Origin of the sequence: Mesorhizobium amorphae CCNWGS0123, assembly GCF_001686985.1 — a bacterium.
GTDB classification, from domain to species: domain Bacteria; phylum Pseudomonadota; class Alphaproteobacteria; order Rhizobiales; family Rhizobiaceae; genus Mesorhizobium; species Mesorhizobium amorphae.
On sequence record NZ_CP015318.1, the window covers coordinates 5620112 to 5646687 of the forward strand.

Below are 26576 nucleotides of genomic sequence, written 5' to 3' on the forward strand. Positions count from 1 at the left end.
GTCAGCCGCACCTGGCGACCGGGTTCTCAAAGCGTAAGCGGATATTTAAGCTCTGGCAAACTCAGGAAGTTCCGGAAAAACGGCATCCTCTTGCCTTTTCGTTCGCAATCCGCCGAAAAGCTTGTCAAAAATTACCATTGCCGGGAAATTGCGTCAATAGTACTGACATAATTCCCCTTCGCATGGAGACGAGATGACGGATCGAAGCCCCGCAGCCGGAAAACCGATCAGGACGGCGATCACCGACGAGGACGGCATTGACTTCGCTATCATCGAACTGTTTTTCTTTGCCTATCGCGACTTTACCTCCGATCCCGATCAGATCCTGGCCGACTACGGCTTTGGCCGCGCCCACCATCGTGTCCTGCACTTCGTCAACCGCAGGCCGGGCCTGACGGTGGCCGAGCTGCTCGACGTGCTGAAGATCACCAAGCAGAGCCTGGCGCGCGTGCTCAAGCAGTTGATCGACACCGACCACATCGTCCAACTGCAGGGTCCTCGCGACCGCCGCCAGCGCGAACTCTACCCGACGGCCAAGGGCCGCGCGCTGGCGCTGGCGCTGGCGCGGCCACAGTCACGCCGCATCCGTGCTGCATTGGAAGATTCCGGAACCAACGAACGCGCCTCGATCGAACGCTTCCTGGAAGCGATGGTCAATCCGGAACTAAGAGCGCAGATTGACATTGTGCCTGCGAAAATATCGGGGAAGAGCCATGGAGACCATTGAGAGGGTTGATCATCCGACTGCACCGGACGATGACGCGCCGCATCTGCTTGTGGTCGATGACGACACCCGTATCCGCAACCTGCTGAAGCAGTACCTGTCCGAGAACGGCTTTCGCGTCACCGTCGCCGGAAACTCCGGCGAGGCCAGGCGAAAGCTTGCCGGTCTCGATTTCGACCTGCTTGTGCTCGACGTCATGATGCCGGGCGAAACCGGCGTCGATCTCACCAAGGCGCTGCGGGCGGAAAAGAACGTGCCGATCCTCATGCTCACCGCGCTGTCCGAGACCGACAGCCGCATCACCGGGCTCGAGGCCGGCGCCGACGACTATCTGCCGAAGCCGTTCGACCCGCGCGAGCTGATCCTGCGCATCAACAACATCCTGCGCCGCGGCGGCCCGGCGACGACGCCAAAGGTCGAGCAGCTGGTGTTCGGCCCCTATACGTTCCAGATCGCCAGGCGCGAATTGAAGCGTGGCGGCGAGGCGCTGAAACTGACCGACCGCGAGCAGGAGATCCTGGCGATCTTTGCGGCGCGGGCCGGCGAGACGATCCCGCGCCATGAACTGGTCGGCGACGATTCGGAAGTCGGCGAGCGCACCATCGACGTCCAGATCAACCGGTTGCGCCGCAAGATCGAGCGCGATCCGTCCAACCCGGTCTGGCTGCAGACGGTGCGCGGTATTGGGTATCGGCTCAGCGTGGAATAGAGTGCCGCCAGCGGCCCGAATGGCTGCCGACGAGCGGAAGGGCGAATGGCGACTACGCAGCTGGACAGGCCGGGAAATGGCGGCTTGAGTGATCGCTTGATGCGAAAACTGAAAGCCATGCCGCGCGCCTGGAACAGGTTCTGGCGTCTCGTTGCCCTTTACATGCCGAAGCGGCTCTATGCCCGCTCGCTGATCATCGTCATCGCGCCGATGATCCTGTTGCAGTCGGTGGTCGCCTTCGTCTTCATGGAACGCCACTGGCAGACCGTGACGCAGCGCCTGTCGCAAGCGACCGTGCGCGACATCGCCGCCATCATCGACATGATGGAGACCTATCCGCATGATGCCGACTACGCCAACATCATCCGCATCGCCCAGGACAGGATGCAGCTGAAGGTCGACCTGCTGCCGCCCGACCCGCTGCCGCCGCCTGGCCCGAAACCGTTCTTCTCGATCCTCGACGAGATCCTCTCGGCTGAGATCACACGGCAGATCAACCGTCCGTACTGGATCGACACCGTCGGCAATTCCAACATCGTCGAGGTGCGCATCCAGCTCGAGGGCAAGGTGCTGCGCGTCTTCGTGCGCCGCAGCCAGGCCTATGCGTCGAACACCCACATTTTCCTGATCTGGATGGTCGGCACCTCGCTGGTGCTGCTGATGATCGCCATTCCCTTCCTGCGCAACCAGATCCGGCCGATCCTGACGCTCGCCGAAGCTGCCGAAAGCTTCGGCAAGGGCCGGCCGATGCCCCGCGATTTCCGCCCCCGCGGTGCCGAGGAAGTCCGCCGCGCCGGCTTTGCCTTCATCCAGATGCGCGAGCGCATCGAACGCCAGATCGAGCAGCGCACCGCCATGCTGACCGGCGTCAGCCATGATCTCAGAACCATCCTGACCCGCTTCAAGCTGCAGCTGGCGCTGGCCGGCGGCAAGACCGAAACCAAGGCGGCGCTAGACCAGGACATCGACGACATGCAGTCGATGCTCGAAGGCTATCTGGCCTTTGCCCGCGGCGAGGCCTCGGAAGACCCCGGCCGTTTCGATCTCGGTGCCTATTTCCAGAAGCTCGGCGAGGAGGCCGCGCTGCGCAAATGCAAGCTGTCGACCACGCTTGTCGGCGATCCCGACATGCATGTGCGGCCCAATGCGTTTGCCCGCCTGCTGTCCAACGTCATCGGCAATGCCTTCCGCTACGCCAAAACCGTCGAGATCAATGCCAACCATGGCCGCGGCTCGCTGGTCGTCACTATCGACGACAATGGGCCGGGCGTTCCGCCGGACAAGCGCGAGGAAGTGTTCAAGCCTTTCCTACGGCTTGACCAGGCGCGCAATCTCGACGCCAGCGGCACCGGCCTCGGTCTTTCCATCGCCCGCGATATCGCCCGCAGCCATGGCGGCGACATCACGCTGGAAGACAGTCCGCTCGGCGGCCTGCGCGCCATCATAACGGTTCCCGCGTGATCTGCAGGCAGGGGGGCTTCATCCGCCCGTCATGAAACCATGGTGAAGAGCGCGCATGAAGCGCGCGATTTCAATTGATTCGGCTCTGACGCCTCCCTTCGACGCCGTGCCGGCCCGGGTGCGCTGGAGCGAAGCGAGGGCTGCCGCATGGTCGCCGTTCCGGCATCGTATCAAGGCAAACGACGACCTTTCCAGCAAAGGGCCGCCATGCGCATATTGATGGTCACCGACGCCTGGCGCCCGCAAGTCAACGGCGTTGTCCACACGCTGGAGCGGCTCACCGAAACGTTGAAATCCTTCGACGTCGAGGTCGGCTTCCTGACGCCGAACATCTTCCGCACCTTGCCGCTGCCGACCTATCCCGACATAAGGCTGGCGCTGACCACGCCAGGCCATGTCGCGCGCCTGATCGAGGCGCGCAAGGCCGACCACATCCACATCGTCACCGAAGGTCCGCTGGGCATCATGGCCCGCCGCTATTGCCGCAATGCCGGCCGTCCCTTCACCACCAGCTATCACACGCGCTTTCCCGAATATCTGAGCGCACGCTTGCCTGTCCCGGAAAGCTGGGCCTATCGCTGGCTGCGCGATTTCCACAATTCGGGACAAGGCACGCTGGTCGCCACCCAGTCGCTTGCCGACGATCTGGCGGCACGCGGCTTCAACAAGCTGAGGCCCTGGACGCGCGGCGTCGACACCGACCATTTCCGGCCGGAAAAGCGCAAGGATCTGGGCTTTCCGGGTCCGGTGTTCCTCTGCGTCGGCCGCGTCGCGATCGAAAAGAACCTGACCGCCTTCCTCGACCTCGAACTGCCCGGCAGCAAGGTCGTCGTCGGCGAAGGGCCGGAACTGGCCAAGCTCAAGGCGCGCTATCCGAACGCGCATTTCCTCGGCCACCGCCCGAATGACGAACTGGCCGAGATCTATGCCTCGGCCGATGTCTTCGTCTTTCCGAGCCGCACCGACACGTTCGGCAACGTCATCATCGAAGCTTTAGCCAGCGGCACGCCGGTCGCCGCCTATCCGGTTACCGGGCCAATCGATATCGTCGGCGACGGCATCGGCGGCGCGGTGTCGAACGACCTACGCGAGGCGTCACTCGCCGCCCTCAATGTCGACCGCGCCGAAGCGCGCGAACGCGCCATGCGTTATAGTTGGAAGGCCTGCGCGGAAATGTTTCTCGATACGGTCGAGGAAGCACTGGGGACGACGCGGAAGCTGGCCGCCTAAAACAACCTGCCGCCGTCCGGCACCTTGCGCTCGATCGCGCCGAGTACCACGGCTCCCTCCTCGTCGGGAAAGCCGAGCGTCAGGACTTCCGACATGAACGGGCCGATCTGGCGCGGTGGGAAATTGACCACCGCGAACACCTGCCGGCCGATCAGCGTTTCCGGCGCATAGTATTTGGTAATCTGCGCCGAGGATTTCTTCACCCCGATCGCCGGACCGAAATCGATCTTCAGCTTGAACGCCGGCTTGCGTGCTTCGGGAAAGGGCTCGGCCTCGATGATCGTGCCGGCGCGGATGTCGACACGGTCGAAATCGGCAAAGCTGATCTCGGGCTTGCGTGCGTTGCTCGAACTCATTCGGCTCAGGCGTTTCCGTAGGTCTCGAACAACACGCCGGCGAGCGCGTCCTTGGCCGAGGTTCCCGACCAGACGACGAACTGGAACGCCTGGAAATAGCATTCGCAGGCTTCCAGCGCCGACGACAAAAGCACTTCGACCTGCTGGCTCGACGGCTCGACTCCGCCGGCCAGCAGCAGCGACTGGCGGAACATGATCGCGCCTTCCTGCTCCCAGAGGTCGAAATGGCCGAACAGCATCTGCTCGTTGATCAGCGACAACAGCCGCATCACTTCGAGCGCGCGTGCCTCCGGCACCTTGATATCGAAGGCGCAGGCCAGATGCAGCGCCTCAAAATCCTCCATCCAGGAGAATGAAACATGATAGTCGGTCCAGCTGCCGGCCACCGAAATCGAAATCTCGTCGTCGCCTGCCCGCTCGAACGACCAGTCATTGTTATGCGCCACCTGTTCGATGACGTCCACCGGGTGGATTTCGCGGGAGAATTCGAGTTCGAGAAGTTCCATGGAATGCTTCCTGTCGTTCTGGGAGCGCCACCACACGCTCCGCGGGAGAGGCACACACAACGAACAATCTTGTCTAGAACTCGGACGGCCAGGACCTTCTCAAACGCAAAGACCCCAGACCGGACCCCACCGCCCGGCGCATGACCCTGCTCCGAATCATGCAACAAATTCAGTCTATTGATCGGGAGTCGCGTGAACAGCCCAATTTTTCGCACTGCGTCATTCGCATGTGGAAAGGCGCTGTCACAAAGATTCATGCAATGCCGGTAAGCGATTCACGGCAAAGCGCTTTTTCGGATCGTGCTTTGTGGAAAAGTTTAAGATTATTTTTTTGATTTGGGCTTTGCCGCCGCCGCTGGTGCGGCCTGTCCGGTCAGTTCGGCAAGCTTCGCCTCCAGCGCTTCGATGCGCGCGGCAAGGCGGGTGTTCTCTTCCCGCGCCTTCGCGGCCATCTCGCGCGCGGCTTCGAACTCCTCGCGCTGCACCACGTCCATCGAGTTCAGGATGCGCTCGGCCTGCCCTTTGAAGGCGGTCTCCATTTCGCGTCGAACCCCCTGAGCGGCCCCGGCGGCGTCCGTCATCAGCTTGGCGAATTCATCGAGAATGCGGTTCGGTCCGGTCGACATGGCAAATCCTCGCTTAATTGGTTTGACGTAGTGGCGCCGCGCGCGGAATGCAAGAACGTTGAAGCTGGTGCGGCATTGCACCTCGATAGGCTGGCCTGTACCTGATGGCGCCACGTCGCCTATTGTAGTTCCTTCAAGTCGACTTGCGTCAAGCAACGAGTCGCTCTCAATCAGGGTTCAACCAATGGCAACGCCTCCGCGCCGACCGACAAATCCGATGGCAGCCGCTGAGGCCGCCTTCAAGCCGATCAAAAAGCCGGCGCCGCCAATTCGTGAGCCCGCGGCTGCACCGAACGTCAGGGAGCTTGTTTCGATCAGGATCGATCGAGCCGTGCTCGACCATTTTCAAGAAGATGGTCCTGGGTGGCAGGACAGGATCAATGACGCCCTCAGGCAAATGGTCGCCGGCAAGCCGCAGGGTTGAGTCCGCCATCGGCGACGACTAGGGCAACCTCCACCTTGCCTTGACCCTGCCAAAACCCTGCCGCATGGTCCGCGCCCGAACGTGACCGCACCCTTGGAGGCCCTGTTGAGCGAATATTTCCTGCTGCCGCTGGCCTCCCTGCCCTTTCCCAACATCAACCCGGTCATCGTCCAGATCGGGCCGCTGGCGGTGCATTGGTATGGCGTCGGCTATATCGTCGGCATTCTCTTTGCCTGGTGGTACGCCAAGCGTCTCGTCACCAATACCAGGCTGTGGCCGGACGGCGTCTTGCCGATGAAGCCCGAGGATCTCGACGATTTCATCGTCTGGGCGGCCATCGGCGTCGTGCTGGGCGGCCGCACCGGCTATGTGCTGTTCTATGATCTGCCGCGCTACATCGCCCACCCGCTCGACATCTTTGCGGTCTGGCAGGGCGGCATGTCGTTCCATGGCGGCCTGCTCGGCGTCATCCTCGCCATGACCCTGTTTTCGCTCAAGCGCGGCATCCGCACCTGGTCGCTGTTCGACGTCGTGGCGGCCGGCGTGCCGGTCGGCCTCGGCCTGGTGCGCGTCGCCAACTTCATCAACTCCGAACTCTGGGGCCGGCCGACAGACGTGCCGTGGGCGGTGGAATTTCCCAATGGCGGGCCGTTTTCGCGCCATCCCAGTCAGCTCTACGAAGCGCTGCTCGAAGGCCTGGTGCTGTTCATCGTGCTGCGCATCCTCACCCATTCGCGCCTCAAGCTGAAGACGCCGCGCTTCGTCGGCGGCGCTTTCATCTGCGGTTACGGCCTGTCGCGCATCTTCGTCGAATTCTTCCGCGAGCCCGACCAGCAGCTCGGTTATCTCTTGGGCACCAACTGGCTGACCATGGGCATGATCCTTTCGACGCCCATGGTGTTGGCCGGCATCTGGGCGATGGTAACCGCAAAGCCGGTCACGCAGCCGCAGCCGGCATGACGCGGCTGAAAGCCCGCATCGTCGACCTGATCGGCGCACTGGGGCCGATCCCCGTCAACGAATACATGGCGCTGTGCCTGTTCGACCCGCAGGACGGCTACTACACGACACGCGAACCTTTCGGTGCGGGCGGCGACTTCGTCACCGCGCCGGAAATCAGCCAGATGTTCGGCGAACTGGTCGCTGTCTGGCTCTACCAGGCCTGGCAGGCGATCGGCCGGCCAATGCCGGTCACCGTCGCTGAAATCGGCCCCGGCCGCGGCACGCTGATGAAGGACATGCTGCGGGCCTTTTCGCGACTCGATGCGGCACTCGTAGCCGACGCCTCGTTCGCCATGATCGAAACCAGCCCGCGCCTGACCGGCGTCCAGAAACGGACACTTTCAGGCCAATCGGTGACGCTGGGTTGGCACGAAACCATCGATACGATGCCGAAGGCGCCCCTGCTCATCGTCGGCAATGAACTGTTCGATGCCGTTCCCATCCGGCAATTCATCCGCGCCGGCGCAGGCTGGCGCGAACGGATGGTTGGCCTCGACGAGGCGGATGCTTTGCGCTTCTTCGCCGGCGCCGGCTCCATCGACCCGTCCTTGCTGCCGGGTGACGCCGCCGATGCGCCGGAAGGATCTGTTGTCGAGGTGGCGCCGGCCCGCAGCGCGCTGATGGCGTCTATCGCCGAAAGAATCGCCGGACAGGGCGGCGCCGGCCTGTTCATCGACTATGGTCATCTCAGACCCGGCGTCGGCGACACGCTGCAGGCCTTGCGCAAGCATGATCACGACAATGTGCTGGCCAATCCGGGCGAGGCTGACCTCACCGCCCATGTCGACTTCGCCGCCCTTGCCGCGACGGTTCGGGCGCACGGCCTCGATGCGCAGGTGACGACGCAGGGCGACTTCCTGCTCGGCATGGGCCTTGTCGAGCGCGCCGGCCAGCTTGGCGCCAAAGCCGATGAGCAGGCCCGGCAGGCGATTTCCGACGCCGTCGAACGCCTGGCCGGACCGGACGCGATGGGCGGGCTGTTCAAAGTGTTGAAAATTCAGCCTAAAACGAGTGCTTCCTGACCAGGATACGACTCATGGCCGGCATCAGGGTCGTGCTACCTCTCCGAACTTCGCCTTGACGAAATCGCCCGCGCGGACAACAAACCCATCCATGCTGAATCAGACCAATCCGGATCCCGTTCGGTCGCCCTTGCTGGACGAGGCGAGAGCGCAAGGCATCCGCCACGGCTATTTCACCCGCATTGGCGGTGTCTCCAGCGGCATCTACCGCGGCCTCAACATCGGCACCGGCTCGAACGATGACCAGGCACTGGTGCGTGAGAACCGCCGTCGCGTCGCCGACTGGATGGGCGTGCCCGCGAACCATCTGTTGACCGCGCATCAGATCCACTCGCCCGATGTCGTCATCGCCAGGGAGCCCTTCCGCGGCGAACGGCCAAAGGCGGACGCCGTCGTCACCGACCGGCCGGGCATCGCCGTCGGCGCCTCCACGGCCGATTGCGGACCGGTCCTGTTCGCCGACGCCGAGGCGCGCGTCATCGGCGCCGCGCATGCCGGTTGGAAAGGTGCACTCACCGGCGTGCTTGAGAACACGATTTCCGCGATGGAGGGCTTAGGGGCTCGCCGCGAACGCATCGTCGCCGTCCTCGGCCCCTCCATCGGTCCGGAAAACTACGAGGTCGGGCCGGAATTCGTCGCCCGCTTCGTCGACGCGGACGCCGGCAATGCGCGCTATTTCGCACCTTCGGCAACGACCGGCCATGCGATGTTCGACCTCAACCTCTACACGGTCGACCGGCTCACCAAAGCCGGCGTGCAGGCCGAGGGGCTCGGCCGCTGCACTTACGCCGAGGAAGACCTTTTCTACTCCTACCGGCGCACCACGCACCGCAAGGAAGCGGATTACGGACGACAGGTTTCAGCAATTGTCTTGGAGAATGAATGATGGCGTTGCATTTCGAACGCTCGGAATTTGACGCCCGGCGTGACCGGCTGATGATCGAGCTCGCCGAGAAGAAGCTCGACGCCGTGCTCCTGTTCGCGCAGGAGAGCATGTACTGGCTGACCGGCTACGACACGTTCGGTTTCTGTTTCTTCCAGTGCCTGGTGGTGAAGGCCGACGGCTCGATGGTGTTGCTCACCCGCTCGGCCGACCTGCGCCAGGCGCGCCACACCTCGATCATAGACAACATCGTGCTATGGACCGACCGCGACGGCGCCAATCCGGCGATCGACCTGCGCAACCTGCTCAACGAACTCGACCTGCTCGGCGCCCGCATCGGCGTCGAATACGATACCCATGGCCTGACCGCCTACAATGGCCGGCGCCTCGACGAGCAGCTGCAGACCTTCGGCCAGATCGCCGATGCCTCGGGCATCGTCAGCCGGTTGCGCCTGTTCAAGAGCCCGGCCGAAATCGCCAAGGCGGAAAAGGCCGCGAACCTCTCCGACGACGCGCTCGATGCGGCCCTGCCGCTGATCAAGCAGGGCGGCGACGAGGCGCTGATCCTCGCCGCCATGCAAGGTGCGATCTTTGCCGGTGGTGGCGATTATCCGGCCAATGAGTTCATCATCGGCTCGGGTATCGATGCCCTGCTCTGCCGCTACAAGGCCGGGCGCCGCAAGCTGACCAAGAACGACCAGCTGACGCTCGAATGGGCCGGGGTCTTCCATCACTACCATGCCCCGATGATGCGCACAGTGCTGACCGGCAAGGTGTCGAAGCGCCATCAGGAGCTGTTCGATGCCGCGCATGCGGCACTTCTGGCGGTGGAGAAGGCAATGACGCCCGGCAACACCTTCGGCGACGTCTTCGACGCGCACGCCCGCACGCTCGAGGCGCACAACCTGACCAAGCACCGGCTAAATGCCTGCGGCTACTCCGTCGGCGCGCGCTTCACCCCGTCCTGGATGGACATGCCGATGTTCTACCAGGGAAATCCCGAGCCGATTGCGCCCAACATGACGCTGTTTTCCCACATCATCATCATGGACTCCGAAACCGAGACGGCGATGACGCTAGGCCGAACCTACCTGACCACCGAATCCCAGCCGAAGCCGCTCTCCCGCCATGATCTCGACTTGATCGTGCAGTGAATCCATAATGAGAGGGGGGCGCGTTCATCAGGGCATACGTCGCCAAGGAGTTGTCAGGCAAATGAGACGATCGCATGTGACGACCGTGTCATTGCTTTTGGCGTTGGCTCTGTCTGCCTGCACCAATGCCAAGGACGTGCTCGAACCCTCGGCCATCACCCCACCGACGACATCGGCGCAGACGCTGCCAGGCACATCGGGGCCGGCCACGTCGGGCAGCACCACGGCCGCCGCCCCTGCCCCGGCACCACCCTCGGCTGCTCCGGCTGGATCGTCACCTGTCTCGCCGGCCCAGAGCGCCGCCCTGTCGAAGACGCGGCTACAGGTCGCACCGATCGTCGGCGCCTCCGTCGAGGCCGCGACGCCGCTGACGGCGGAGCTTCAGGCGCGCGCCAGGCAGCGCGGCATCACGCTCGCCGGCAGCACCGACCAGACCGCCACGCATGTGCTGAAGGGCTACTTCTCGACAATGTCGGAAGGCAGCGACACCACCGTCATCTATGTCTGGGACGTCTATGATCCCGCCGGCAACCGGCTGCATCGCATCAACGGCCAGCAGAAGGCGCCCTCGGTCAAGGGCGGCGAAGGCTGGACAGCGGTGGCTCCGGCGACCATGCAGGGCATCGCCGACCAGACGATCGACCAGTTTGCCACGTGGCTCGGCGGACAAGCCGGGTGAGCTGTTGCAGGCTTTCCTCGGGGGCAGGTCTTTCTTGAGATTAGCCGGCGGATTCCCGATCACGAGACTTGCAATACCGGCACGGGCCGCTAAAAGCCCGCTTAAGAGGCTCATGAGAGTCTGTAGGGTCTCTCCATCCTTCGCCAGGAACGGTGCATGAAGCTCTTCGCGGGCAATTCCAACAGGGTGCTGGCCGAAGCGGTCGCTCGCTATCTCAACATCCCACTGGGCAAGGCCAGCGTCAGGCGCTTCGCCGATCAGGAGATCTTCGTCGAGATCCAGGAGAACGTGCGCGGCGAGGATGTCTTCATCCTGCAGTCGACCTCCTTCCCGACCAACGATCATTTGATGGAACTGCTCATCATGATCGACGCCTTCATGCGCTCCTCGGCCAAGCGCATCACGGCGGTCATCCCCTATTTCGGCTACGCCAGGCAGGACCGTCGCGCCTCCGGCCGCACGCCGATCTCGGCCAAGCTGGTCGCCAACATGATCACCCGCGCCGGCGTCGACCGCGTGCTGACGCTCGATCTTCATGCTGGCCAGATCCAGGGCTTCTTTGACATCCCGACCGACAATCTGTTCTCGGTGCCGGTGATGGCCCGCGACGTGAAGGCGAAATACAAGCAGCTCGCCAATGTCGTCGTCGTGTCGCCCGATATCGGCGGCGTGGTGCGGGCACGTGCACTGGCCAAGCGTTTCGACGCTCAGCTCGCCATCGTCGACAAGCGCCGCGAGCGCCCCGGCGAATCCGAGGTCATGAACATCATCGGCGCGGTCGCCGGCAAGGATTGCCTGTTGATCGACGACATCGTCGATTCCGGCGGCACGCTGTGCAACGCAGCCGATGCGCTTCTGGCCAATGGCGCCACCAGCGTCACCGCCTACATCACCCACGGCGTTTTGTCCGGCGGCGCCGTCGCCCGCATCAGCGGCTCGAAGCTGCAGGAGCTGGTGATCACCGATTCCATCCAGCCGACCCAAGGCGTGCTCGACGCCCCCAACATCCGCGTCATCTCGATCGCCGACCTGATGGGCGAAGCGATCTCGCGCACGGCGACCGAAGAATCGGTGTCGAGCCTGTTCGACTAGACATCCACACCTTCCGCGATAGCCCTGCATGTGTCGCGAGCAGAGGTTTCCTTACGCGCGTACCATGGCATACTGCCCCCTCAAACAATGGAGGAGTAGCAGATGCCAATCCGGCGAAGGACTTTGCTTGGGCTTGCCGTTTCCGTCGCGGCTATCTTTTCGGCGCCGGCAGCTTGGGCCGCCGACTTTCCGGATCGGACAATCACACTGGTTGTCCCCTTTTCTGCGGGCGGTTCCACGGATTTGGTCGCCCGACTCGTCGCCAACAAGATGTCCGAAAAGCTCGGGCAGCAGATTGTCGTCGAAAACGTGGGAGGGGCCGGCGGCAGTATTGGCGCCAGCCAGGTCGCCCGGGCCGAACCGGACGGCTACACAATCCTTATGGGCACCGTTGCGACACACGCCCTCAACCCTCTGATCCTAAAGACAAAGCCCTACGATGCGGAGAAGGATTTTGCTCCGATATCGCTGCTTGTGCTGGTGCCGAACGTTTTGGTCGTAAACCCTCAGTTTCCTGCCAAAGACGTCAAGGAACTGATCGAGATGCTGAAGAAGGACCCGGACAAATACGCCTACGCCTCATCAGGCAACGGCACCCCGCTTCATCTTTCCGGTGAGCTTTTCAAATCGATGGCCGGCGTGAGCATGCAGCACATACCCTACAAGGGCGCCGGACCGGCCTTGAACGACGTCATCGGCAATCAGGTGCCGATAATGTTCGACAACCTGCCGTCTTCATCGGGACATATCAAAAGCGGAACGCTGAGGGCTCTGGGCGTTACCACCAAGGAGCGTGTTCCCTCCTTCCCTGACGTACCGGCAATTGCCGAAACCATTCCGGGCTATGAAACCTATAGCTGGAATGCTCTGTTTGCACCCGCAGGCACCCCGGCGGACGTGATCGCCGTGCTTCAGAAGGCAGCAGCCGAATCCCTGAAGGATCCCGATGTGATCGCCCGCATGGGCCAATTCAGCGCCTCGATCGTAGCCTCCAGCCCGGAGGAGCTTGCCAGCCACGTGAAGGCTGAGCTCGCCAAGTGGGAGCCGATCGTCAAGGCCAGCGGCGTTCAGCTGGATTAGACAGTTTGACGCAATTCCAGGAAACCGCTGCGCTTTCCTGGAATTGCTTCACGGCGCCGGACCATCGAGCCGAGGCGGAGCCCGCCGCATGCCTTCGCCATTGTCGCGCGCGCCGCGCATGTAGCCGCGCGGCGAGGCGCCCAGCATGCGCTTGAACATGGTGATGAAGGCCGGCACGCTGTCATAGCCGAGATCGAGCGCCACCCTGGTGATCGGCTCGCCGTCGGCCAGCCGCGGCAGCGCCGCGAACAGGCAGGCCTGCTGGCGCCATGTCGACAGCGACAGCCCGGTCTGGCGATGGAAGGCACGGGTGAACGAGCGTCGGCTCATGCCGACGATGTCGGCCCATTCGTCGATCGTCGCATGCGGCGACGGTGCCGCGACGAAGCGCCGGCACAGTGCGACCAGCTTCGGGTCCGAAGGAAAAGGCAGGCCGAGCGGCCGTTCCGGCAGGTTCGGGATCTCGTGCAGCAAAAGGCCCATGATCAGCCCGCCGCGCCCTTCCAGCTCAGCACCCTGCGGCAGCTTTTCCGATTCCACGATCAGGCTGTGCATCAGGTCGGTGATGCCGACGACGCGCAGTCCATCCGGCAGCCCGGCAATGGCGTCAGGCATGACATAGACCGAGCGCATCGAGACATCGCCCAGCATCTCGACGGAATGCTCGATGCCGGCGGGAATCCACATGGCATGGTCGGGCGGCACCATCCAGCGCCCGTGCCTGGTCGTCACCAGCACGACGCCGACCAGCGCATGCAAGAGCTGGCTGCGGCTGTGGGAATGCTGCGGCACGTGGTAGCCGTCGGGATACTCGGTCGGCAAGGCAACCGCCGGCCCGACAGCCTGCTCCAGCCACTGCCAGCGGCTCTGGTGCAGGCGCCCCAATTCGGCGGCGTCGCCCCTGAATATCTCCCTGCCATGCGGCATCGGCTATGGCCCACTTGCGAAACTATTGGACCAAACCACGAAAGAAGTCGCCGATCAACCGGATTATAAGGCAACCGACCTACAGGGCCGCCTGCGGCCCGCTGGAAGACCACGGAGCATGCCTTGACCGATACGACTGCCACCGCCGTCGCCACACCTGTGACGGCCAGCCACACTTCGGCGCAAGCGACGGCCTTCACCGTCATCCTTGCGGTGAGCTTCTGCCACTGCATCAACGACATCATGCAGTCGCTGCTGTCGGCCATCTATCCGTTGTTGAAGGAAAACTACGGTCTCGATTTCTGGCAGATCGGCCTTTTGACCTTCACCTTCCAGGTGACGGCATCCTTGCTGCAGCCGGTGATCGGCGCGGTCACCGACAAGCGGCCGATGCCCTATTCGCTGCCTTACGGCATGGCCTCGTCGCTGATCGGCCTGATCGTGCTCGCCCATGCCGGCCATTACTGGCTGCTGCTGATCGGCGCCTCGCTGATCGGCATCGGCTCGGCCATCTTCCATCCGGAATCCTCGCGCATCGCGCGCTTTGCCTCCGGCGGCCGCTTCGGTCTTGCCCAGTCGCTGTTCCAGGTCGGCGGCAATTTCGGCCAGGCGATGGGGCCGCTGCTCGCCGCCTTCATCGTCGTGCCCTTCGGCCAGACCAGCATTTCCTGGTTCGCTGTCGGCTCGCTGATCGGCATCATCGTTCTGTGGCGGGTCGGTGGCTGGTACAGCCGCCTGCGCGCCACGCTCGCCAACCGCAAGGCGGCAAACTTCGCCTCGCCATTCCCGCGCCGCAAGGTGATGGCAGCTCTTGCGGTGCTGACTTTGCTGGTGCTGACCAAGAACGCCTACATCGCCTCGATCTCCAGCTACTACACCTTCTACGCCATCCATAAATTCGGTGTTTCGGTGCAGATGTCGCAGGTCATGCTGTTCCTGTTCCTCGGCGCCTCGGCGCTGGGCATCCTGCTCGGCGGCCCGTTCGGCGACCGCTACGGCCAGAAGGCGATGATCTGGTTCTCGATCGTCGGCGTGCTGCCCTTCACGCTGGCTTTGCCCTACGCCAATTTCGAATGGACGATGGTGCTCACCGTGCTGATCGGCCTGATCCTGTCGTCGGCCTTCTCCAACATTGTCGTCTTCGCGCAGGAACTGGTGCCGGGCCGGGTCGGCATGATCGCCGGTATCTTCTTCGGCTTCGCCTTCGGCATGGGCGGCATAGCCGCAGCCGTGCTCGGCGTCGTCGCCGACATGAAGGGAATCGATTTCGTCTTCCAGATCTGTTCCTACCTGCCGTTGCTCGGCCTGCTGACCGTGTTCCTGCCGAACATGAAGGAGGCGAGAAAAGTCTAGGCAGTCATTGCTAGAGGCCCAGCACCGCCCTGAAAGTCGAAAATTCCTCGTCGGCTTGGAGACGAGGCCCGCGTGCCACCTCCATCATTCGGCGGCGATGGCTTCTGCGTAGGGAAAGACAAGCTTTCCGGAGGCGAAGTCGGGCGGTGACACCACGATCTGCCTCGACCCGTTCCGGAACTGGCCGGACTCATGGCCAGATATGCCCTGGAATTGGACCTGCAGGACGCGCGGCTCCGCCCACTCGCCATTCGTCCCAAACCTGACAGGGCCCATGACCGTGTTGAACGTCGCATCCCTGGCGAAGGCCGACAGGGCGGCCTCGTCGAAGCCGCCGGTGGATTCGACGGCCTGGGCCACCACCTGCATCTGGGCATAGGCGAGCGGCGCCATGTAGTGTCCCAGGAGATCGACGCCGGCACCGCCGGCTCGCGCCTGGTAGGTATTCAGAAAGTCCTGAACGCCGGGGAACGTCATCCTGGCGACCGGCGCCCAGTATTCGTAGTTCACGAAGCCGTTGAGCAACGGGCCGAGCGTGGTTTTCACCGCCGTGTTCTGCGGACCGATCATGCCAGCGCCCACCATCTTCGGACGGAAGGGGTGCGCACGGATGGCACGCACAAGGCCAATCGAGTCCTGAAGGTAGGAACAGAGGAACAGCAGGTCGCAGCCGCTCCTGGCGACAGCATCAAGGACCGGCGTGAAGTCGGTGGTCGCCAGCGGATAGATGGCCTCATGCACGATGGTGAGGTCGTATTTATCAGCGTTGGCCTTGGCGCCGAGAACGGGATTCTTGGAGAATTCGGCGTCCGCCGACAGCAGCGCCACGGTCGCGGGCCGAGGCTTCTGCTGCGCGGCGAGAGCGAAGAACCCTTCGGTCAGCGCGGCGTTCGGATCAGGCCCCGTCGGGATCATGGCGAAGTAGTTCGGATAGGCGAGCGCGTTGTTGACGCCGAGCCCCATCAGGCCGACGAAAAAGCGCTGCCGTTCCATGATCAGCGGCATTGCGGGCAGCACCGTGTTGGTACCGTAGCCGCCGATGACCAGATCGACCTTATCGTCGTCCATCAGCCTTTTGTAGAGGCCGGGGACGAGTGAAGCGTCGGCATGGTCGTCATGGCAGACGAATTCGACGGGGCGGCCGAGCAGGCCTCCCCGTCTGTTGATGTCTTCGCGCCAGATCTCATGAGCGAGCCGCGCCGACTGGCTGTTGCCCGCGACGGGGCCGGTCAGCGACAGGCAGTATCCGATACGGATAGGCGCGGTGGGCATGATCAGCCGCCGGCTTTGGCGCGAGCGGCAAGAAGCTGCATTTCCCAGGCGAAGGCGACACCGCTGGCGCCGCCATGCTCGAGAACGACGCCCGCGACACCCGCAGCCGTCTCCTCGCGAGCCCAATCGCGCTGCCATTCGCCCAGCACGGCCATCCAGGTGATCGGCACCGCACCGGCGGCGACCATGCGGCGCACGGCCATGTCATGGGCTTCCAAGGAGACGCCGCCAGAGGCGTCGGTGACGATGAACACGTCATAGCCTTCGGCCAGCGCCTGGATCGCCGGCATGGCGAGGCAGATCTCGGTGTAAAGCGCGGCCAGCACGAGCTGCTTGCGCCCGCTCTTCTTCACGATGTCGGTAACCTTCGGGTCTTCCCAGGTGTTGATGAACGTGCGGTCGATCGGCTTCTGCTCCGGGAAGACATCCTGCAGACCCTTGATGATGTAGCCGCCGCGCTCCTCGATCACCGTGGTCAGGATCGTCGGCACGTCGAAGACCTTGGCCGTCTTGGCAAGGCCGATGACGTTGTTGACGATCATCGTCGGGTCATGGCTGTTGAGGTTTGTGAACTGGTAGGGCTGATGGTCGATCAGCACGAGAATGCTGTCTTGCGGGCGCAACAGGGCTTCGAGGCCGGTCTTGGGCATGGCGAACTCCTTGAGATGTGCGGGCCGGTTCAGGCGCCGGCGGGATCGAGAAAAACGTAAAGGGAGTGGATGAGGTCGCCGTGGAAATGCGCGACATCGGTTCCGGTCACGGCTACGGGACCGTTGGGTGGCCCGGACTGCCAGCGCAGCCGCCCGATGCCGTGGTGCCCGACGGCAGGGCCAATCGCCGTGAAGGCGAAAACTGGCGGCAGGCTCGACAACAGCTCATCCACCGCCTGATTGATGGCGGCATGCCCCGTTGCGGCGGCATGTGGTTCGTAAAGCACCGCGTCGGCGGCATAAATTTCTGCGATCGCCTTTGCCCGCCGGGAGGCATCACGCTCGCCGAACACTCGGGCAAGATTCGCCTGCATCAAGCCGTCATAGTCGATCGGGTCTGCGATCATCTTCCACCTCCGGATCGGGGGTTCCGGGAGGACGGGATCGCAAAACGCTCAATCCGATTTCCCACGCCTGTCCGGTCGAGGGACTATTGCCGTGTCGCAGTGCGCAACGCACTGTTCGATTCTGCTATTTCCAGTTCGAATACGCTGTCGCGTTGCGATCAGCTGCTGTCGTGGCGCAATCAGCTTTTGCGGTCGCGCCGCCACGCCGCCGGCGTCGCTCCGGCAAGCTTGCGGAACGTCCGCCCGAAATGCACCGCGTCGGCAAAGCCGGTGGCTTCCGCCACCTGGTCGAGTGAGGCACGGCTGTCGATCAGCTGCGTCTTCGCGCGCCGGATCCGCTGGTCGAGTTGCCAGCGGTACGGCGCCATGCCGGTCGAAGCCTTGAACGCGCGGCTGAAATGCGCCTGGGACAGGCCGGCCAGCGCAGCCAGTTGCGCAAGGTCGACACGCTCGGGCAGTTGCGCGTCGAGATACTCGACGACGCGCCGAAGCTGCCAGGGAGCCAGGCCCTTGTTGCTCGCGCCGGGCTCAGGTGGATCGGCCAGGAGCCGCGCCATGATCGCGGCGGTCAGCCCGTCGCCATAGAGTTGCGCCGACGGATCGGGATCGTCCACCGCTTCGGCGAGCAGCTTGACCAGAGTCCAGATGCGGTCGTCCGAAAAGCGCAGTCTCGGCGTCGACAGCGCATCACGATCGAACCGGCTGGCCAGGCTTTCGTCCAGCGCCGCGACGTCGAACGTCAGTTTGACATCCCGCACAAAGCGGACGTCGGCGCTATAACCCCACATCTCCATGCCCGCTGGGATGAAGTCGACGTGTCTCGGCGTATAGCCGATGCGGCAAGGCTGGTTCTGGCGCAGCCGCGGCTCGCACGGGCTGCCGACCTCTTCCAGGATGGCAATCAGGCGATTTTCAGCCTCATGAGGGAACCGGTGCACGACCCGTCCGGAGCCACGCCATTCATTGACGTTGACAGAGACACCGTTCCAGGCTCGCCCCGAAGCCGACAGGCTCAGAACGTTTTCAGGCAAGGGTAGCACGGTGTCGACGCGGGCGAGCATGGATCAATCCTCGTGGACCAGGTGGCCTCTATGTACTCGCCGGAGCCGAAACCATAAGAGTTGTTCCGGCGAACACAGTGTCACCTGGTTTCCAGCACCCATGTACACATCCTTGGAGGCAACGCGGCTGAAGGCCGCAACCCTTCCGCCCTAACCATCTTCGATCGTCGGCGTGCTGCCGTTCACGCTGGCGCTCCCCTATGCCAATTTCGAATGGACGATGGTGCTCACCGTGCTGATCGGCCTGATCCTGTCCTCGGCCTCCTCCAACTCGTCGTCTTCGCGCAGGAGCTGGTGCCCGGACGGGTCGGCATGATCGCCGGCATCTTCTTCGGCTTCGCCTTCGGCATGGGTGGCATCGCCGCAGCCGTGCTCGGCGTCGTCGCCGACATGAAGGGCATCGACTTCGTCTACCAGATCTGTTCCTACCTGCCGCTGCTCGGCCTGCTGACCGTGTTCCTGCCCAACATGAAGGAAGCGAGGAAGGTCTAGGCAGAGGCCGCTAGAGGCCGAGAGCGCTCCGGAAGCTCGAAAACTCCTCATCGGTGATCGGCACCACATGCTGCGGCTCGGGATAGGCACCGGTCTGCACGTCGGAGATGAACTCGCGGTAGGCGGCAATGCGCTCACGTTGCAGCCGCTCAAACTCGGCGGCGAAGTTGCGGTAGGTCTTGGCGTGGCGCGGCTTGTGGCCAGCGGTGTGGCCGAGCACGTCCTCGCTGAACAGGTATTGCGCGTCGGCATGCGGACCCGCGCCCATGCCAAGCATGATCATCGGTGTATTCGCGGTGATCAGTTCGCCGATCCGGTCAGGCACCACCTCCAGCTCGGCACCGAAGCAGCCGATGGCCTCCAGGCGCTTCACGTGATCCCAAACCGCACGCGCGCCCTCGGCCGTCCTGCCGACGGCCTTGAACCCACCGGTCCAGGTGCATTGCGAAGGGATCAGCCCGACATGGGCGACGATCGGCACGGCGTTGTCGCAGAGTGCCTTCTGGATATCGAGCGAGGCGGCGCAGTAGAAGCAGTCGCCGCCGATGCGCATGAAGTGGTAGGCGGTTTTCAGATAATCCTCTGACGTGACCAGATTGCCGGCGGGGCCGTAGGGCAGCCCGACCTGGACGAAGCAGCGGCCGGCCGCCTCGCGCATCTCCGGCGTGAAGAAACGGCCTTCGATCGAGAGCATGCCGACGCCGGCCGCATCCGCCGCCGCGGCCTCTTCGAGCGCGGTGACGTAGAGCATCGAGATCTTTTGTCCGCGCGCTTTCATGGCGCGAATGTCGGCGACGGTGGGGCGGGTGTTCTTGCTGACCATTTCTGTTTCCCTCAAATGGTGAAAGCTTCTCGAAAGGCCTCGAGCGCGGCCTCGGGATCGCCGGAGGCAAACGCCTCCATGCCAACCGGCCCCCGGTAGCCCATGTCCTTCAGCGCACGGGCGATGCCCTTGTAGTTGATCTCGCCGGTGCCGGGCTCCATTCGTCCAGGCACGTCGGCCACCTGGACCTCGCCGATCCACGGCAGGCAGGCCCGGCAGAGCTCGATCAAATTCCCCTCGCCGATCTGCGCATGGTAGAGATCGAGGTTGAGGCGGAGCCCCGGCCGGTTCACGCTGGAAACCAGCGCAAGCGTGTCCTCGGCGCGCGCGAACGGCACGCCGGGATGATCGACCGGCAGGTTCAAATTCTCCAGCGTGAAGGTCACGCCCTCCGCCTCGGCAAGGTCGGCCACGCGGTTGAGCGTGTCGCGCGCCTTGAGCCACATCGCACCAGTGACGGTCCCGCAAGGCGTGACCGGCAGGCCGCCCTCGCCCAGTCCCGTCCCGTGTAGATTGAGCCGCGCCACGCCGAGGCGCTTCCCGACGTCCGCCGTTTCCTTCGCCGTCTTCAAAAGTTCTGCGGCACCCTCGTCATCGGCAAGCCGGCCCCGCAGATAGCCGTTCATGATCGAGAAGGTGGCGCCGGATTTCTCCAGCATTGCGAGGTCATGCTCAGGCCAGTTCCAGAGGCCGACCTGAAAACCCATTTCGGTCAGGCGCTTGACGCGGAATTCCATCGGCCGGTCGCGCCACAGCATCTCGGCACAGGCCGCAAGGGTGAAGGTGTCGGACATGTCAGACCTCGATGTACACGCGGCCGTCTTCGACCTTTGTCTTGTAGGCTTTGAGATTCACGCAGACTGGCGCGCGCACCGCTTCGCCGGTCCGGTAATCGAAGACGCCGTTGTGCTTCGGGCATTCGATCCTGTATTCCATGACCAGCCCGTCGCTCAGATGCACCTTCTCATGCGTGCACAGGCCGTCGGTACAGAAGAACGCATCGTCGGGACTCCGATAGATGGCGAATGTCCGGCCTTCGTGATCGAAGCGGATTACGTCCTCTTCATCGATATCATCCGTCGCACATGCATCAATCCACTTTGCCATTGTCTTCCTGCAGCCTGGTCCTCGGTTGGTCGAAAAGTCGGCCGGCGGAACACATGTCCGCCGGCCGCCCCGGGAGGGAAGATGCCCGTGTGGAAGGCATCCTCACTGGGTTACGCATGTGCTCCGTCGCGCGGCGCATCGTTGGTCGCCGAGAAGCTCTCGATCTCGGCTTCGAGTTCGGCCATCTGTTCGCCACCGGCCATCAGGTCGGTGATCGCCTCGCGGCTCTTCTCACCCTTGCGGAAATCGGCGGCCTTGGAGCCTCTGATGAGGACGGCGAAGTGGTCGCCGACTGTCAGCGCATGGACGACGTTGTGAGTGATGAAGATGACCGCAATGCCCTTGCGGCGCGCCTGCAGGACGATGCGCAGGACGTGCGCCGCCTCCTTGACGCCGAGCGCGGCTGTCGGCTCGTCGAGGATCAGCACGCTGGCGCCGAAATGGACGGCACGGGCGATGGCCAGCGCCTGACGCTCGCCCCCGGACAGTCCGCCGACGAGGCGATCGCCGTCGTCGATGCGGGTGATGCCGAGCTGGCGCATCTCGGTGACGGCGATCTCATTGGCCCGTTTGCGGTCGTAGATGGTGAGCGGCCCCCAGCGCCGTGTCGGCTCGGCGCCGACGAAGAAGGAGCGGCCGATGCTCATCAGCGGGAACGTCCCGCCGAACTGGTGGACCGTCGCGATGCCATGATCGCTAGCGTCGCGCGGACTGCCGAATTCGACGGATTTGCCGTCCATTTCCATCCTGCCCGACGTCGGCTTGTGGACGCCGGAGAGGATCTTGATCAGCGTGGATTTTCCCGCGCCATTGTCGCCGAGCAGGCACAGAACTTCGCCTCTGTTGACCTCGAGCGAAATGTCATGGAGCACGTCGATGGGACCGAACGACTTGTTGATTCCGGTGAGTCTGAGCAGGGGCGTTGTCATCAGCGGGCCCTCGTCTTGGTGCGCGGCGAATAGGTCAGCGCCATGGTGCGGAAGGTGTTGTTCATCAGCACGGCGGCGAGCAGCAGGACGCCGATGATCAGGCTCGCCCAGTTGGCGTCGAAGCCGGTGTAGAAGATACCCTGGTTGACGATTGCGAAGGTCAGCGTGCCCAACACGATGCCGACCACCGAACCATATCCGCCGGTGAGCAGCACGCCGCCGATGACCACCGCGATGATCGAGTTGAAGATGAAGGACTGCCCGGCGGCCACCTGCGCGCTGTTGTAGAGGATCGCCTGGGACATGCCGACGAAGGCTGCGCACAGGCTGCTGCTCATGAACAGCGCAATGGTGACCCGGTCCGTCGGGATGCCGGCATTGCGGGCGCTGACCGCGTCGCCACCCATCGCCAGGATCCAGTTGCCGAAACGCGAGAAATTCAGGATGAAGCCGACGATCAGGACGATCGCGATCCACCAGAACAGTGTCACCTGAAACTTGCCGCCGAGATAGTCGCCGAACACAAGCTTGGCGATCGGTCCGCTCTTTAGCGCGACACTCGTGCTGCCGGACAGGATGATCGAAAGCCCGAGCGTCAGGCCGGCCAGCGCGAACAGCGTAGCCAAGGTGACGACGAAGGACGGCACCTTGGTGCGGATCACCAGAACCCCGTTGATGAAGCCGACAGCAAGGCCGAGGCCGAGCGCCGCTAGGATGCCGACGATGATCGGCAGGTCGTAGTGACCCGACAGGATGGCAATGGTCATAGAACTGGCGGGGACCATCGACCCGACGGAGAGATCGAGATGTCCGGCGATCATCAGGAGCCCCACCGGGAGTGCGATGATGCCGAGTTCAGAGGCGACGTTGAGCCAGCTGGCGGCACCGCCAGCCGACATGAAATTGGCGCCGCCAAAGATCGAGAAGAAGACCAGCACGGCGACCATGCCGATCAGCGAGCCGACCTCGGGGCGCCGCACCAGGCTGCCGAGCGAGGGCATCGAAGAATGCGGGGCGGATGGCGCAGTCGCTACCACGGCGGGTTGGTCATGGGCTTGGGATGTCATCGAAGTGGTCCCTGGCTTGAACAATGGGGGAGCCTGGCGCGGCCTTTCGTCGGCGGCACTGGCTGGCGATGTCCGGCCCTCGGATGGGCCGGACACTCGGTTTGCGCAACTTATCGGGCGCCGGCCGCTGCACCAGCCAACGTCGCGTCGACATTGGCGGCGTCGACGATCCCCGGGCCGGTCAGCACCGGCTTCGTCGGCAGGTCGAGCCCATAGTTGACGAAGCCGTTCAGCAGCGACACCGCAAGATAGCCCTGCAGGTAGGGCTGCTGGTCGATCGAGAACATCTGCGTGCCGTCCTTAATGCGCTGCAGGCCGGTTTCGTCCATGTCGAACGAAGCGAGCTTGACCTTGTCGCCGACACTGGCCTGGCTGATGGCGTTGGCCGCACTGTTGGCGTCGCCGGCACTGATGGTGATGAGGCCATCGAGGGTGTTGTCCTTCAGCACGGCGGCCTTGATCGCCTCGGCAACCGCGGTCGGGTTGCCGAAGCTTGATGAAGGCAGCGGCAACTGGGTCGATTTGCCGCCGCTCTTGGCGATGGCATCGGCTATGCCCTTGCAGCGGTCTTCGGTGTTGGTGGAGCCCGGCAATGTGTTGACGCACAGCACGTTCTTGGCGCCATGGCTGCCGAAATATTCGCCGCCGCCGAGACCGGCCGCGTATTCCTCGTTGCCGACATAGTTCATGGCGCCGAGCCGCTTGGCTGCATCCATGCCGCCGGAATTGTAGATGATGAGCGGCACGCCTGCGGCAACGACTTCCTTGAAGGCGTCATCCATGGCCTCGGGCACCCAGTCCGGGCCGACGATGGCGCTCGGCTTCTGGCTGAGCGCGGTGCGGATCAGCTTGGCGGCATCCGGGCCGAGATTGTCGTAATTCTGCGGGCCGAGCCAGGTCACCGAGCCGCCGGTAAGTTCGGCGACCTTGCCGGCGTCGTCGGCGCCCTTCTTGACCTTCGACCAGAACGGGTCGTCGGCCTTGCCACCGATGACGAAGATCTTCGCCCCATCGGCCATTGCGGCGGTGGCACTTGTCGCCATCACCGCCGCAGTCATCATCGCCGTCAAGAGTCTTGTTGCACGCTTCATGTCGTCTCCTCCCAGTTGCCGTCGTCAGACGGGTTTTGAAAAACTTTGTCGCTCCACGCGCCTCTCTCCCGATTGCGCGCCGTGATCGATGCTTTGCCCGGCTCACGCCCCGGCGTTCATGCGCTCCCTCTTCTTCTGGAAGCGGGCGTCCATGATGGCATCGCCCTCTTTGGTGCCGTCGTGCCAGGTGCCGAACCATCTATCGAGCGGGATCAGCCCGTCGCCGCCGTAGTTCACCTCGAAATATTTGTGGTGCAGGTAGTGCGTGTAGGCGTGGCTGTTGATGGCCGTGTCTTCGGTCACCTCCAGCTTGTCGAAGCCGAGATGGCCGTTGACGGCGCCGAAACCCGCAACATGCAGTTGGAACAGCGCGAGGATCGGGTTGGACGGGATGACCAGGTGCCAGAAGGCGACCGCGTGGTACAAAAACCCCTCCACCGGATGCATCGACAGCGACGACCAGGGCGACGGGTTGATCGAATTGTGGTGGACCGAGTGGATCCAGCGATAGAGCGGGCCCCAGTGGATCAGGCGGTGGATGAAGAAGAAGTGCACCTCGTGGATGGCCGGCGCGACCAGCACCAGCGCCGCGAGATAGACCGGGTGGTCCTGCCAGCCGACCCACGGCACGTAGCCCCTGGCAAAGCACCACAGGAAGATGACTTCGACCACGGTCCACAACGGGATGGTGATGAAGAACGAGCGCAGGAAGTTGTCGAGGTTCTGGCTCTGGAACCAGAACACGTCGGACGGCGCATCGCCGGGGAATTTGTGGTTGTATTTGAACCGAGTCTGCTGGGCGCGCTTGATGTAGTAGCGCAGCTCGAAGATGCCGTAGAAGACCAAGATCGCCGCTGCGTTGACGGCATAGAGCCACAGCGCCCAGCGCCAGTCGATGGTCTTCATCGTCTCGACACTGGGGACAACATAGAACCAGTAGATCAGCGCGGTGGCCATGTGGAAGGCATTCCACGGCCAGATATAGCCGGGCAGCCATGCCAGGACCTTCGGCAGCTTCGGTGGCCAGCTCCACAACGGCACGGCCTCGATGCGCCCGTTTGGCTTCCAGTCGCCGCGCTTGTCGCGCACGCCGTATTTGAGATCGTCCATGCAAATCCTCCACCCGCAACGCCTTGGGATGGCTCGCACGCGCACGCTGCCTCACACCGCCATAGGGGCGGAGGGTCAGAACCTGTCTGCGCTGTGCTGCTGCTATCCCTTGGGCTGGCGGTGCTCGCGCCTTCTTTGCTTCTGCCCGAGATAAACATCTTGATCCAAAATGAATCAAGAATAGAATGTCTATTCCAAAATGATTGTATCATTCGTCTCAGGATTGCCTGATGAATGATACGTTTGTATCAATTGCTACAGGCTGATGACACGAAATGGACCAAACCAAGAGGCCGACGATAAAAGATGTCGCCGCCGAGGCGAGTGTTTCGGTGGCCACCGTCAACCGGGTGCTGGGCGGCTCGGGTGCCGTCCGCCAGGGCACGCGCGAGCGCGTCAGGCTGGCGGCGGAGCAGATCGGCTTCTACGGCATGGGTGCGCTGCGCAGCCGCATAGCGGCCGCCCGGCCACGCTACCGGTTCGGCTTCCTGCTTCACCAGCCCAGCCGCGCCTTCTACCGCAACATTGCCGAGGCGCTGCGTGCGGCGGTGCCAACGATGCCCGACTGCGAAATAGAGCTGCGCACAGAGTTCCTTGACGATCTGTCGCCGCAGAACGTCGCCTCGCGCATGCTGGCTTTGGGCGCCGAATGCGACGCGGTCGGCGTCGTCGCGGCGGTCCATCCACTCGTCACCCAGGCGGTCGATACGCTCAATGCCCGCAACGTGCCGGTGTTTGCGCTGATCTCGCAGATCTCGGCGACCGGGCACGTTCGCTATATCGGGCTGGACAACTGGAAAGTTGGGCGCACCGCTGCCTGGGTCTTCGAACATGTATGTCGAGCGCCTGGCAAGCTCGGCATCCTCGTCGGCAATCACCGCTACCGCTGCCAGGAAATGAACGAGAGCGGCTTTCGCTCCTATTTCCGCGAGCACGCCCCTGGCTTCACCTTGCTCGAGCCGCTGCTGACATTCGAATCCAGCGCCATCGCGCAGGAGATGGCAGAAAAACTGCTGAACGAAAATCCGGACCTGTCCGGCCTCTATGTCGCCGGCGGCGGCATCACCGGCGCCATCGCCGCACTGCGCTCCACCGGGCGGGCCGGCAGCCTCGTCGTCGTCGGCTACGAGCTGATGGAGTCGACCCGCCCGGCGCTGCTCGACGGCACGCTGACCTTCATCATCTCGCATCCGCTCGCCCGCATTGCGCAGGAAGCGCTGACCGGCATGATCCGCGCCGTCTCCGCCCCGAATGAGGGCGGCAACGTCACCACCATCCTGCCGTTCGAGATCTACACGCGCGAGAACATCTAGGCGGATCGATCTCTTGCAGGGACAAG

29 protein-coding genes and 1 pseudogene are annotated in these 26576 nt (G+C 63.4%); 15 read left to right on the forward strand and 15 right to left on the reverse strand.

The features are described from left to right. Positions 1-193: 193 nt before the first annotated feature. From A6B35_RS26355 to A6B35_RS26370, 4 genes are all read left to right on the forward strand, one after another. Complete coding sequence (locus A6B35_RS26355; RefSeq protein ID WP_006202526.1) at positions 194-727, forward strand: MarR family winged helix-turn-helix transcriptional regulator; 534 nt, start codon at positions 194-196, stop codon at positions 725-727. Further along, a complete protein-coding gene (locus A6B35_RS26360; protein WP_006202527.1) occupies positions 714-1433 on the forward strand; it encodes a response regulator in 720 nt (239 codons plus the stop codon). The genes A6B35_RS26355 and A6B35_RS26360 overlap by 14 nt, the downstream gene beginning before the upstream one ends. A 45-nt stretch (positions 1434-1478) precedes the next feature. Continuing rightward, a complete protein-coding gene (locus A6B35_RS26365) occupies positions 1479-2894 on the forward strand; it encodes an ATP-binding protein (protein ID WP_081482152.1) in 1416 nt (471 codons plus the stop codon). A gap of 207 nt (positions 2895-3101) precedes the next feature. Then, the gene (locus A6B35_RS26370; protein ID WP_040582855.1) at positions 3102-4124 is read left to right on the forward strand and encodes a glycosyltransferase family 4 protein; all 1023 of its coding nucleotides are present in this window, start codon (positions 3102-3104) and stop codon (positions 4122-4124) included. On the opposite strand, the gene A6B35_RS26375 is transcribed toward A6B35_RS26370, so the two are convergent. The 3 genes from A6B35_RS26375 to A6B35_RS26385 all read right to left on the reverse strand — a co-directional run bounded on the left by A6B35_RS26375 (position 4121) and on the right by A6B35_RS26385 (position 5612). Then, entirely contained in the window at positions 4121-4480 is a 360-nt protein-coding gene (locus A6B35_RS26375) for a tRNA-binding protein (RefSeq protein WP_006202531.1), read from the reverse strand. The two genes, A6B35_RS26370 and A6B35_RS26375, sit on opposite strands and share 4 nt — an antisense overlap. Positions 4481-4485: 5 nt before the next feature. Then, positions 4486-4986 carry a type III secretion system chaperone family protein gene (locus A6B35_RS26380; protein WP_006202532.1) on the reverse strand — a complete coding sequence of 167 codons (501 nt, stop codon included), beginning with the start codon at positions 4984-4986 and terminating at the stop codon, positions 4486-4488. 323 nt (positions 4987-5309) lie between these two features. Next, positions 5310-5612, reverse strand: coding sequence for an accessory factor UbiK family protein (locus A6B35_RS26385; protein WP_006202533.1), 303 nt, complete (start codon positions 5610-5612; stop codon positions 5310-5312). Positions 5613-5796: 184 nt separating this feature from the next. Between A6B35_RS26385 and A6B35_RS26390 the strand changes: the two genes are divergently transcribed. From A6B35_RS26390 to A6B35_RS26425, 8 genes are all read left to right on the forward strand, one after another. After that, positions 5797-6036, forward strand: a complete 240-nt coding sequence (locus A6B35_RS26390) for a BrnA antitoxin family protein (protein ID WP_040582859.1) — start codon at positions 5797-5799, stop codon at positions 6034-6036. 105 nt (positions 6037-6141) lie between these two features. Further along, positions 6142-6996 carry a prolipoprotein diacylglyceryl transferase gene (gene lgt, locus A6B35_RS26395; protein ID WP_006202535.1) on the forward strand — a complete coding sequence of 285 codons (855 nt, stop codon included), beginning with the start codon at positions 6142-6144 and terminating at the stop codon, positions 6994-6996. Next, positions 6993-8060 carry a class I SAM-dependent methyltransferase gene (locus tag A6B35_RS26400; protein WP_006202536.1) on the forward strand — a complete coding sequence of 356 codons (1068 nt, stop codon included), beginning with the start codon at positions 6993-6995 and terminating at the stop codon, positions 8058-8060. The genes lgt and A6B35_RS26400 overlap by 4 nt, the downstream gene beginning before the upstream one ends. Positions 8061-8151: 91 nt before the next feature. Beyond that, complete coding sequence (pgeF, locus tag A6B35_RS26405; RefSeq protein WP_006202537.1) at positions 8152-8946, forward strand: peptidoglycan editing factor PgeF; 795 nt, start codon at positions 8152-8154, stop codon at positions 8944-8946. Next, positions 8946-10097: a M24 family metallopeptidase gene (locus tag A6B35_RS26410; RefSeq protein WP_006202538.1), complete on the forward strand. Its 1152-nt coding sequence runs from the start codon at positions 8946-8948 to the stop codon at positions 10095-10097. The genes pgeF and A6B35_RS26410 overlap by 1 nt, the downstream gene beginning before the upstream one ends. Positions 10098-10158: 61 nt before the next feature. After that, on the forward strand, positions 10159-10776 hold the full coding sequence (locus tag A6B35_RS26415) for a hypothetical protein (RefSeq protein WP_006202539.1): 618 nt from the start codon (positions 10159-10161) through the stop codon (positions 10774-10776). A gap of 156 nt (positions 10777-10932) precedes the next feature. Then, entirely contained in the window at positions 10933-11868 is a 936-nt protein-coding gene (locus A6B35_RS26420; protein ID WP_006202540.1) for a ribose-phosphate pyrophosphokinase, read from the forward strand. A gap of 102 nt (positions 11869-11970) precedes the next feature. Further along, positions 11971-12948: a Bug family tripartite tricarboxylate transporter substrate binding protein gene (locus tag A6B35_RS26425; protein ID WP_040582861.1), complete on the forward strand. Its 978-nt coding sequence runs from the start codon at positions 11971-11973 to the stop codon at positions 12946-12948. Positions 12949-12996: 48 nt separating this feature from the next. On the opposite strand, the gene A6B35_RS26430 is transcribed toward A6B35_RS26425, so the two are convergent. Then, the gene (locus A6B35_RS26430; protein ID WP_006202542.1) at positions 12997-13875 is read right to left on the reverse strand and encodes an AraC family transcriptional regulator; all 879 of its coding nucleotides are present in this window, start codon (positions 13873-13875) and stop codon (positions 12997-12999) included. Positions 13876-13998: 123 nt separating this feature from the next. Here A6B35_RS26430 and A6B35_RS26435 point away from each other — a divergent pair, with 123 nt between their 5' ends. Further along, positions 13999-15228, forward strand: coding sequence for an MFS transporter (locus A6B35_RS26435; RefSeq protein ID WP_006202543.1), 1230 nt, complete (start codon positions 13999-14001; stop codon positions 15226-15228). A gap of 84 nt (positions 15229-15312) precedes the next feature. Here A6B35_RS26435 and A6B35_RS26440 read toward each other — a convergent pair whose 3' ends face one another. From A6B35_RS26440 to A6B35_RS26455, 4 genes are all read right to left on the reverse strand, one after another. Further along, positions 15313-16500 (reverse strand): amino acid ABC transporter substrate-binding protein, encoded by a 1188-nt coding sequence (locus A6B35_RS26440; protein ID WP_006202544.1) that lies wholly within the window; start codon positions 16498-16500, stop codon positions 15313-15315. A 2-nt stretch (positions 16501-16502) separates the two neighbouring features. Beyond that, positions 16503-17150 (reverse strand): hydrolase, encoded by a 648-nt coding sequence (locus A6B35_RS26445; protein ID WP_006202545.1) that lies wholly within the window; start codon positions 17148-17150, stop codon positions 16503-16505. A gap of 29 nt (positions 17151-17179) precedes the next feature. Beyond that, positions 17180-17557 carry a nuclear transport factor 2 family protein gene (locus tag A6B35_RS26450; protein WP_006202546.1) on the reverse strand — a complete coding sequence of 126 codons (378 nt, stop codon included), beginning with the start codon at positions 17555-17557 and terminating at the stop codon, positions 17180-17182. Positions 17558-17736: 179 nt separating this feature from the next. Continuing rightward, entirely contained in the window at positions 17737-18618 is an 882-nt protein-coding gene (locus A6B35_RS26455; RefSeq protein WP_006202547.1) for a helix-turn-helix domain-containing protein, read from the reverse strand. A gap of 160 nt (positions 18619-18778) precedes the next feature. On the opposite strand from A6B35_RS26455, the pseudogene A6B35_RS34745 reads away from it, so the two are divergent. Then, positions 18779-19110, forward strand: a pseudogene (locus A6B35_RS34745) (MFS transporter); the annotation flags it as partial. A 10-nt stretch (positions 19111-19120) separates the two neighbouring features. Here the strand turns inward: A6B35_RS34745 and A6B35_RS26465 are convergent. The 7 genes from A6B35_RS26465 to A6B35_RS26495 form a co-directional block, all read right to left on the reverse strand. Continuing rightward, a complete protein-coding gene (locus tag A6B35_RS26465; protein WP_006202550.1) occupies positions 19121-19933 on the reverse strand; it encodes a 3-methyl-2-oxobutanoate hydroxymethyltransferase in 813 nt (270 codons plus the stop codon). A gap of 11 nt (positions 19934-19944) precedes the next feature. Next, entirely contained in the window at positions 19945-20727 is a 783-nt protein-coding gene (locus A6B35_RS26470) for a hydroxypyruvate isomerase family protein (RefSeq protein WP_006202551.1), read from the reverse strand. A gap of 1 nt (position 20728) precedes the next feature. Beyond that, the gene (locus A6B35_RS26475) at positions 20729-21040 is read right to left on the reverse strand and encodes a MocE family 2Fe-2S type ferredoxin (RefSeq protein ID WP_006202552.1); all 312 of its coding nucleotides are present in this window, start codon (positions 21038-21040) and stop codon (positions 20729-20731) included. A gap of 110 nt (positions 21041-21150) precedes the next feature. Beyond that, positions 21151-21969 carry an ATP-binding cassette domain-containing protein gene (locus tag A6B35_RS26480; protein ID WP_006202553.1) on the reverse strand — a complete coding sequence of 273 codons (819 nt, stop codon included), beginning with the start codon at positions 21967-21969 and terminating at the stop codon, positions 21151-21153. After that, the gene (locus A6B35_RS26485) at positions 21969-22970 is read right to left on the reverse strand and encodes an ABC transporter permease (protein WP_006202554.1); all 1002 of its coding nucleotides are present in this window, start codon (positions 22968-22970) and stop codon (positions 21969-21971) included. The genes A6B35_RS26480 and A6B35_RS26485 overlap by 1 nt, the downstream gene beginning before the upstream one ends. A 176-nt stretch (positions 22971-23146) precedes the next feature. Then, on the reverse strand, positions 23147-24127 hold the full coding sequence (locus A6B35_RS26490) for a sugar ABC transporter substrate-binding protein (RefSeq protein ID WP_006202555.1): 981 nt from the start codon (positions 24125-24127) through the stop codon (positions 23147-23149). Positions 24128-24229: 102 nt separating this feature from the next. After that, positions 24230-25237 (reverse strand): sterol desaturase family protein, encoded by a 1008-nt coding sequence (locus A6B35_RS26495; RefSeq protein ID WP_006202557.1) that lies wholly within the window; start codon positions 25235-25237, stop codon positions 24230-24232. A 275-nt stretch (positions 25238-25512) separates the two neighbouring features. On the opposite strand from A6B35_RS26495, the gene A6B35_RS26500 reads away from it, so the two are divergent. Further along, positions 25513-26550, forward strand: a complete 1038-nt coding sequence (locus A6B35_RS26500; RefSeq protein WP_006202558.1) for a LacI family DNA-binding transcriptional regulator — start codon at positions 25513-25515, stop codon at positions 26548-26550. The last annotated feature ends 26 nt before the right edge of the window (positions 26551-26576 follow it).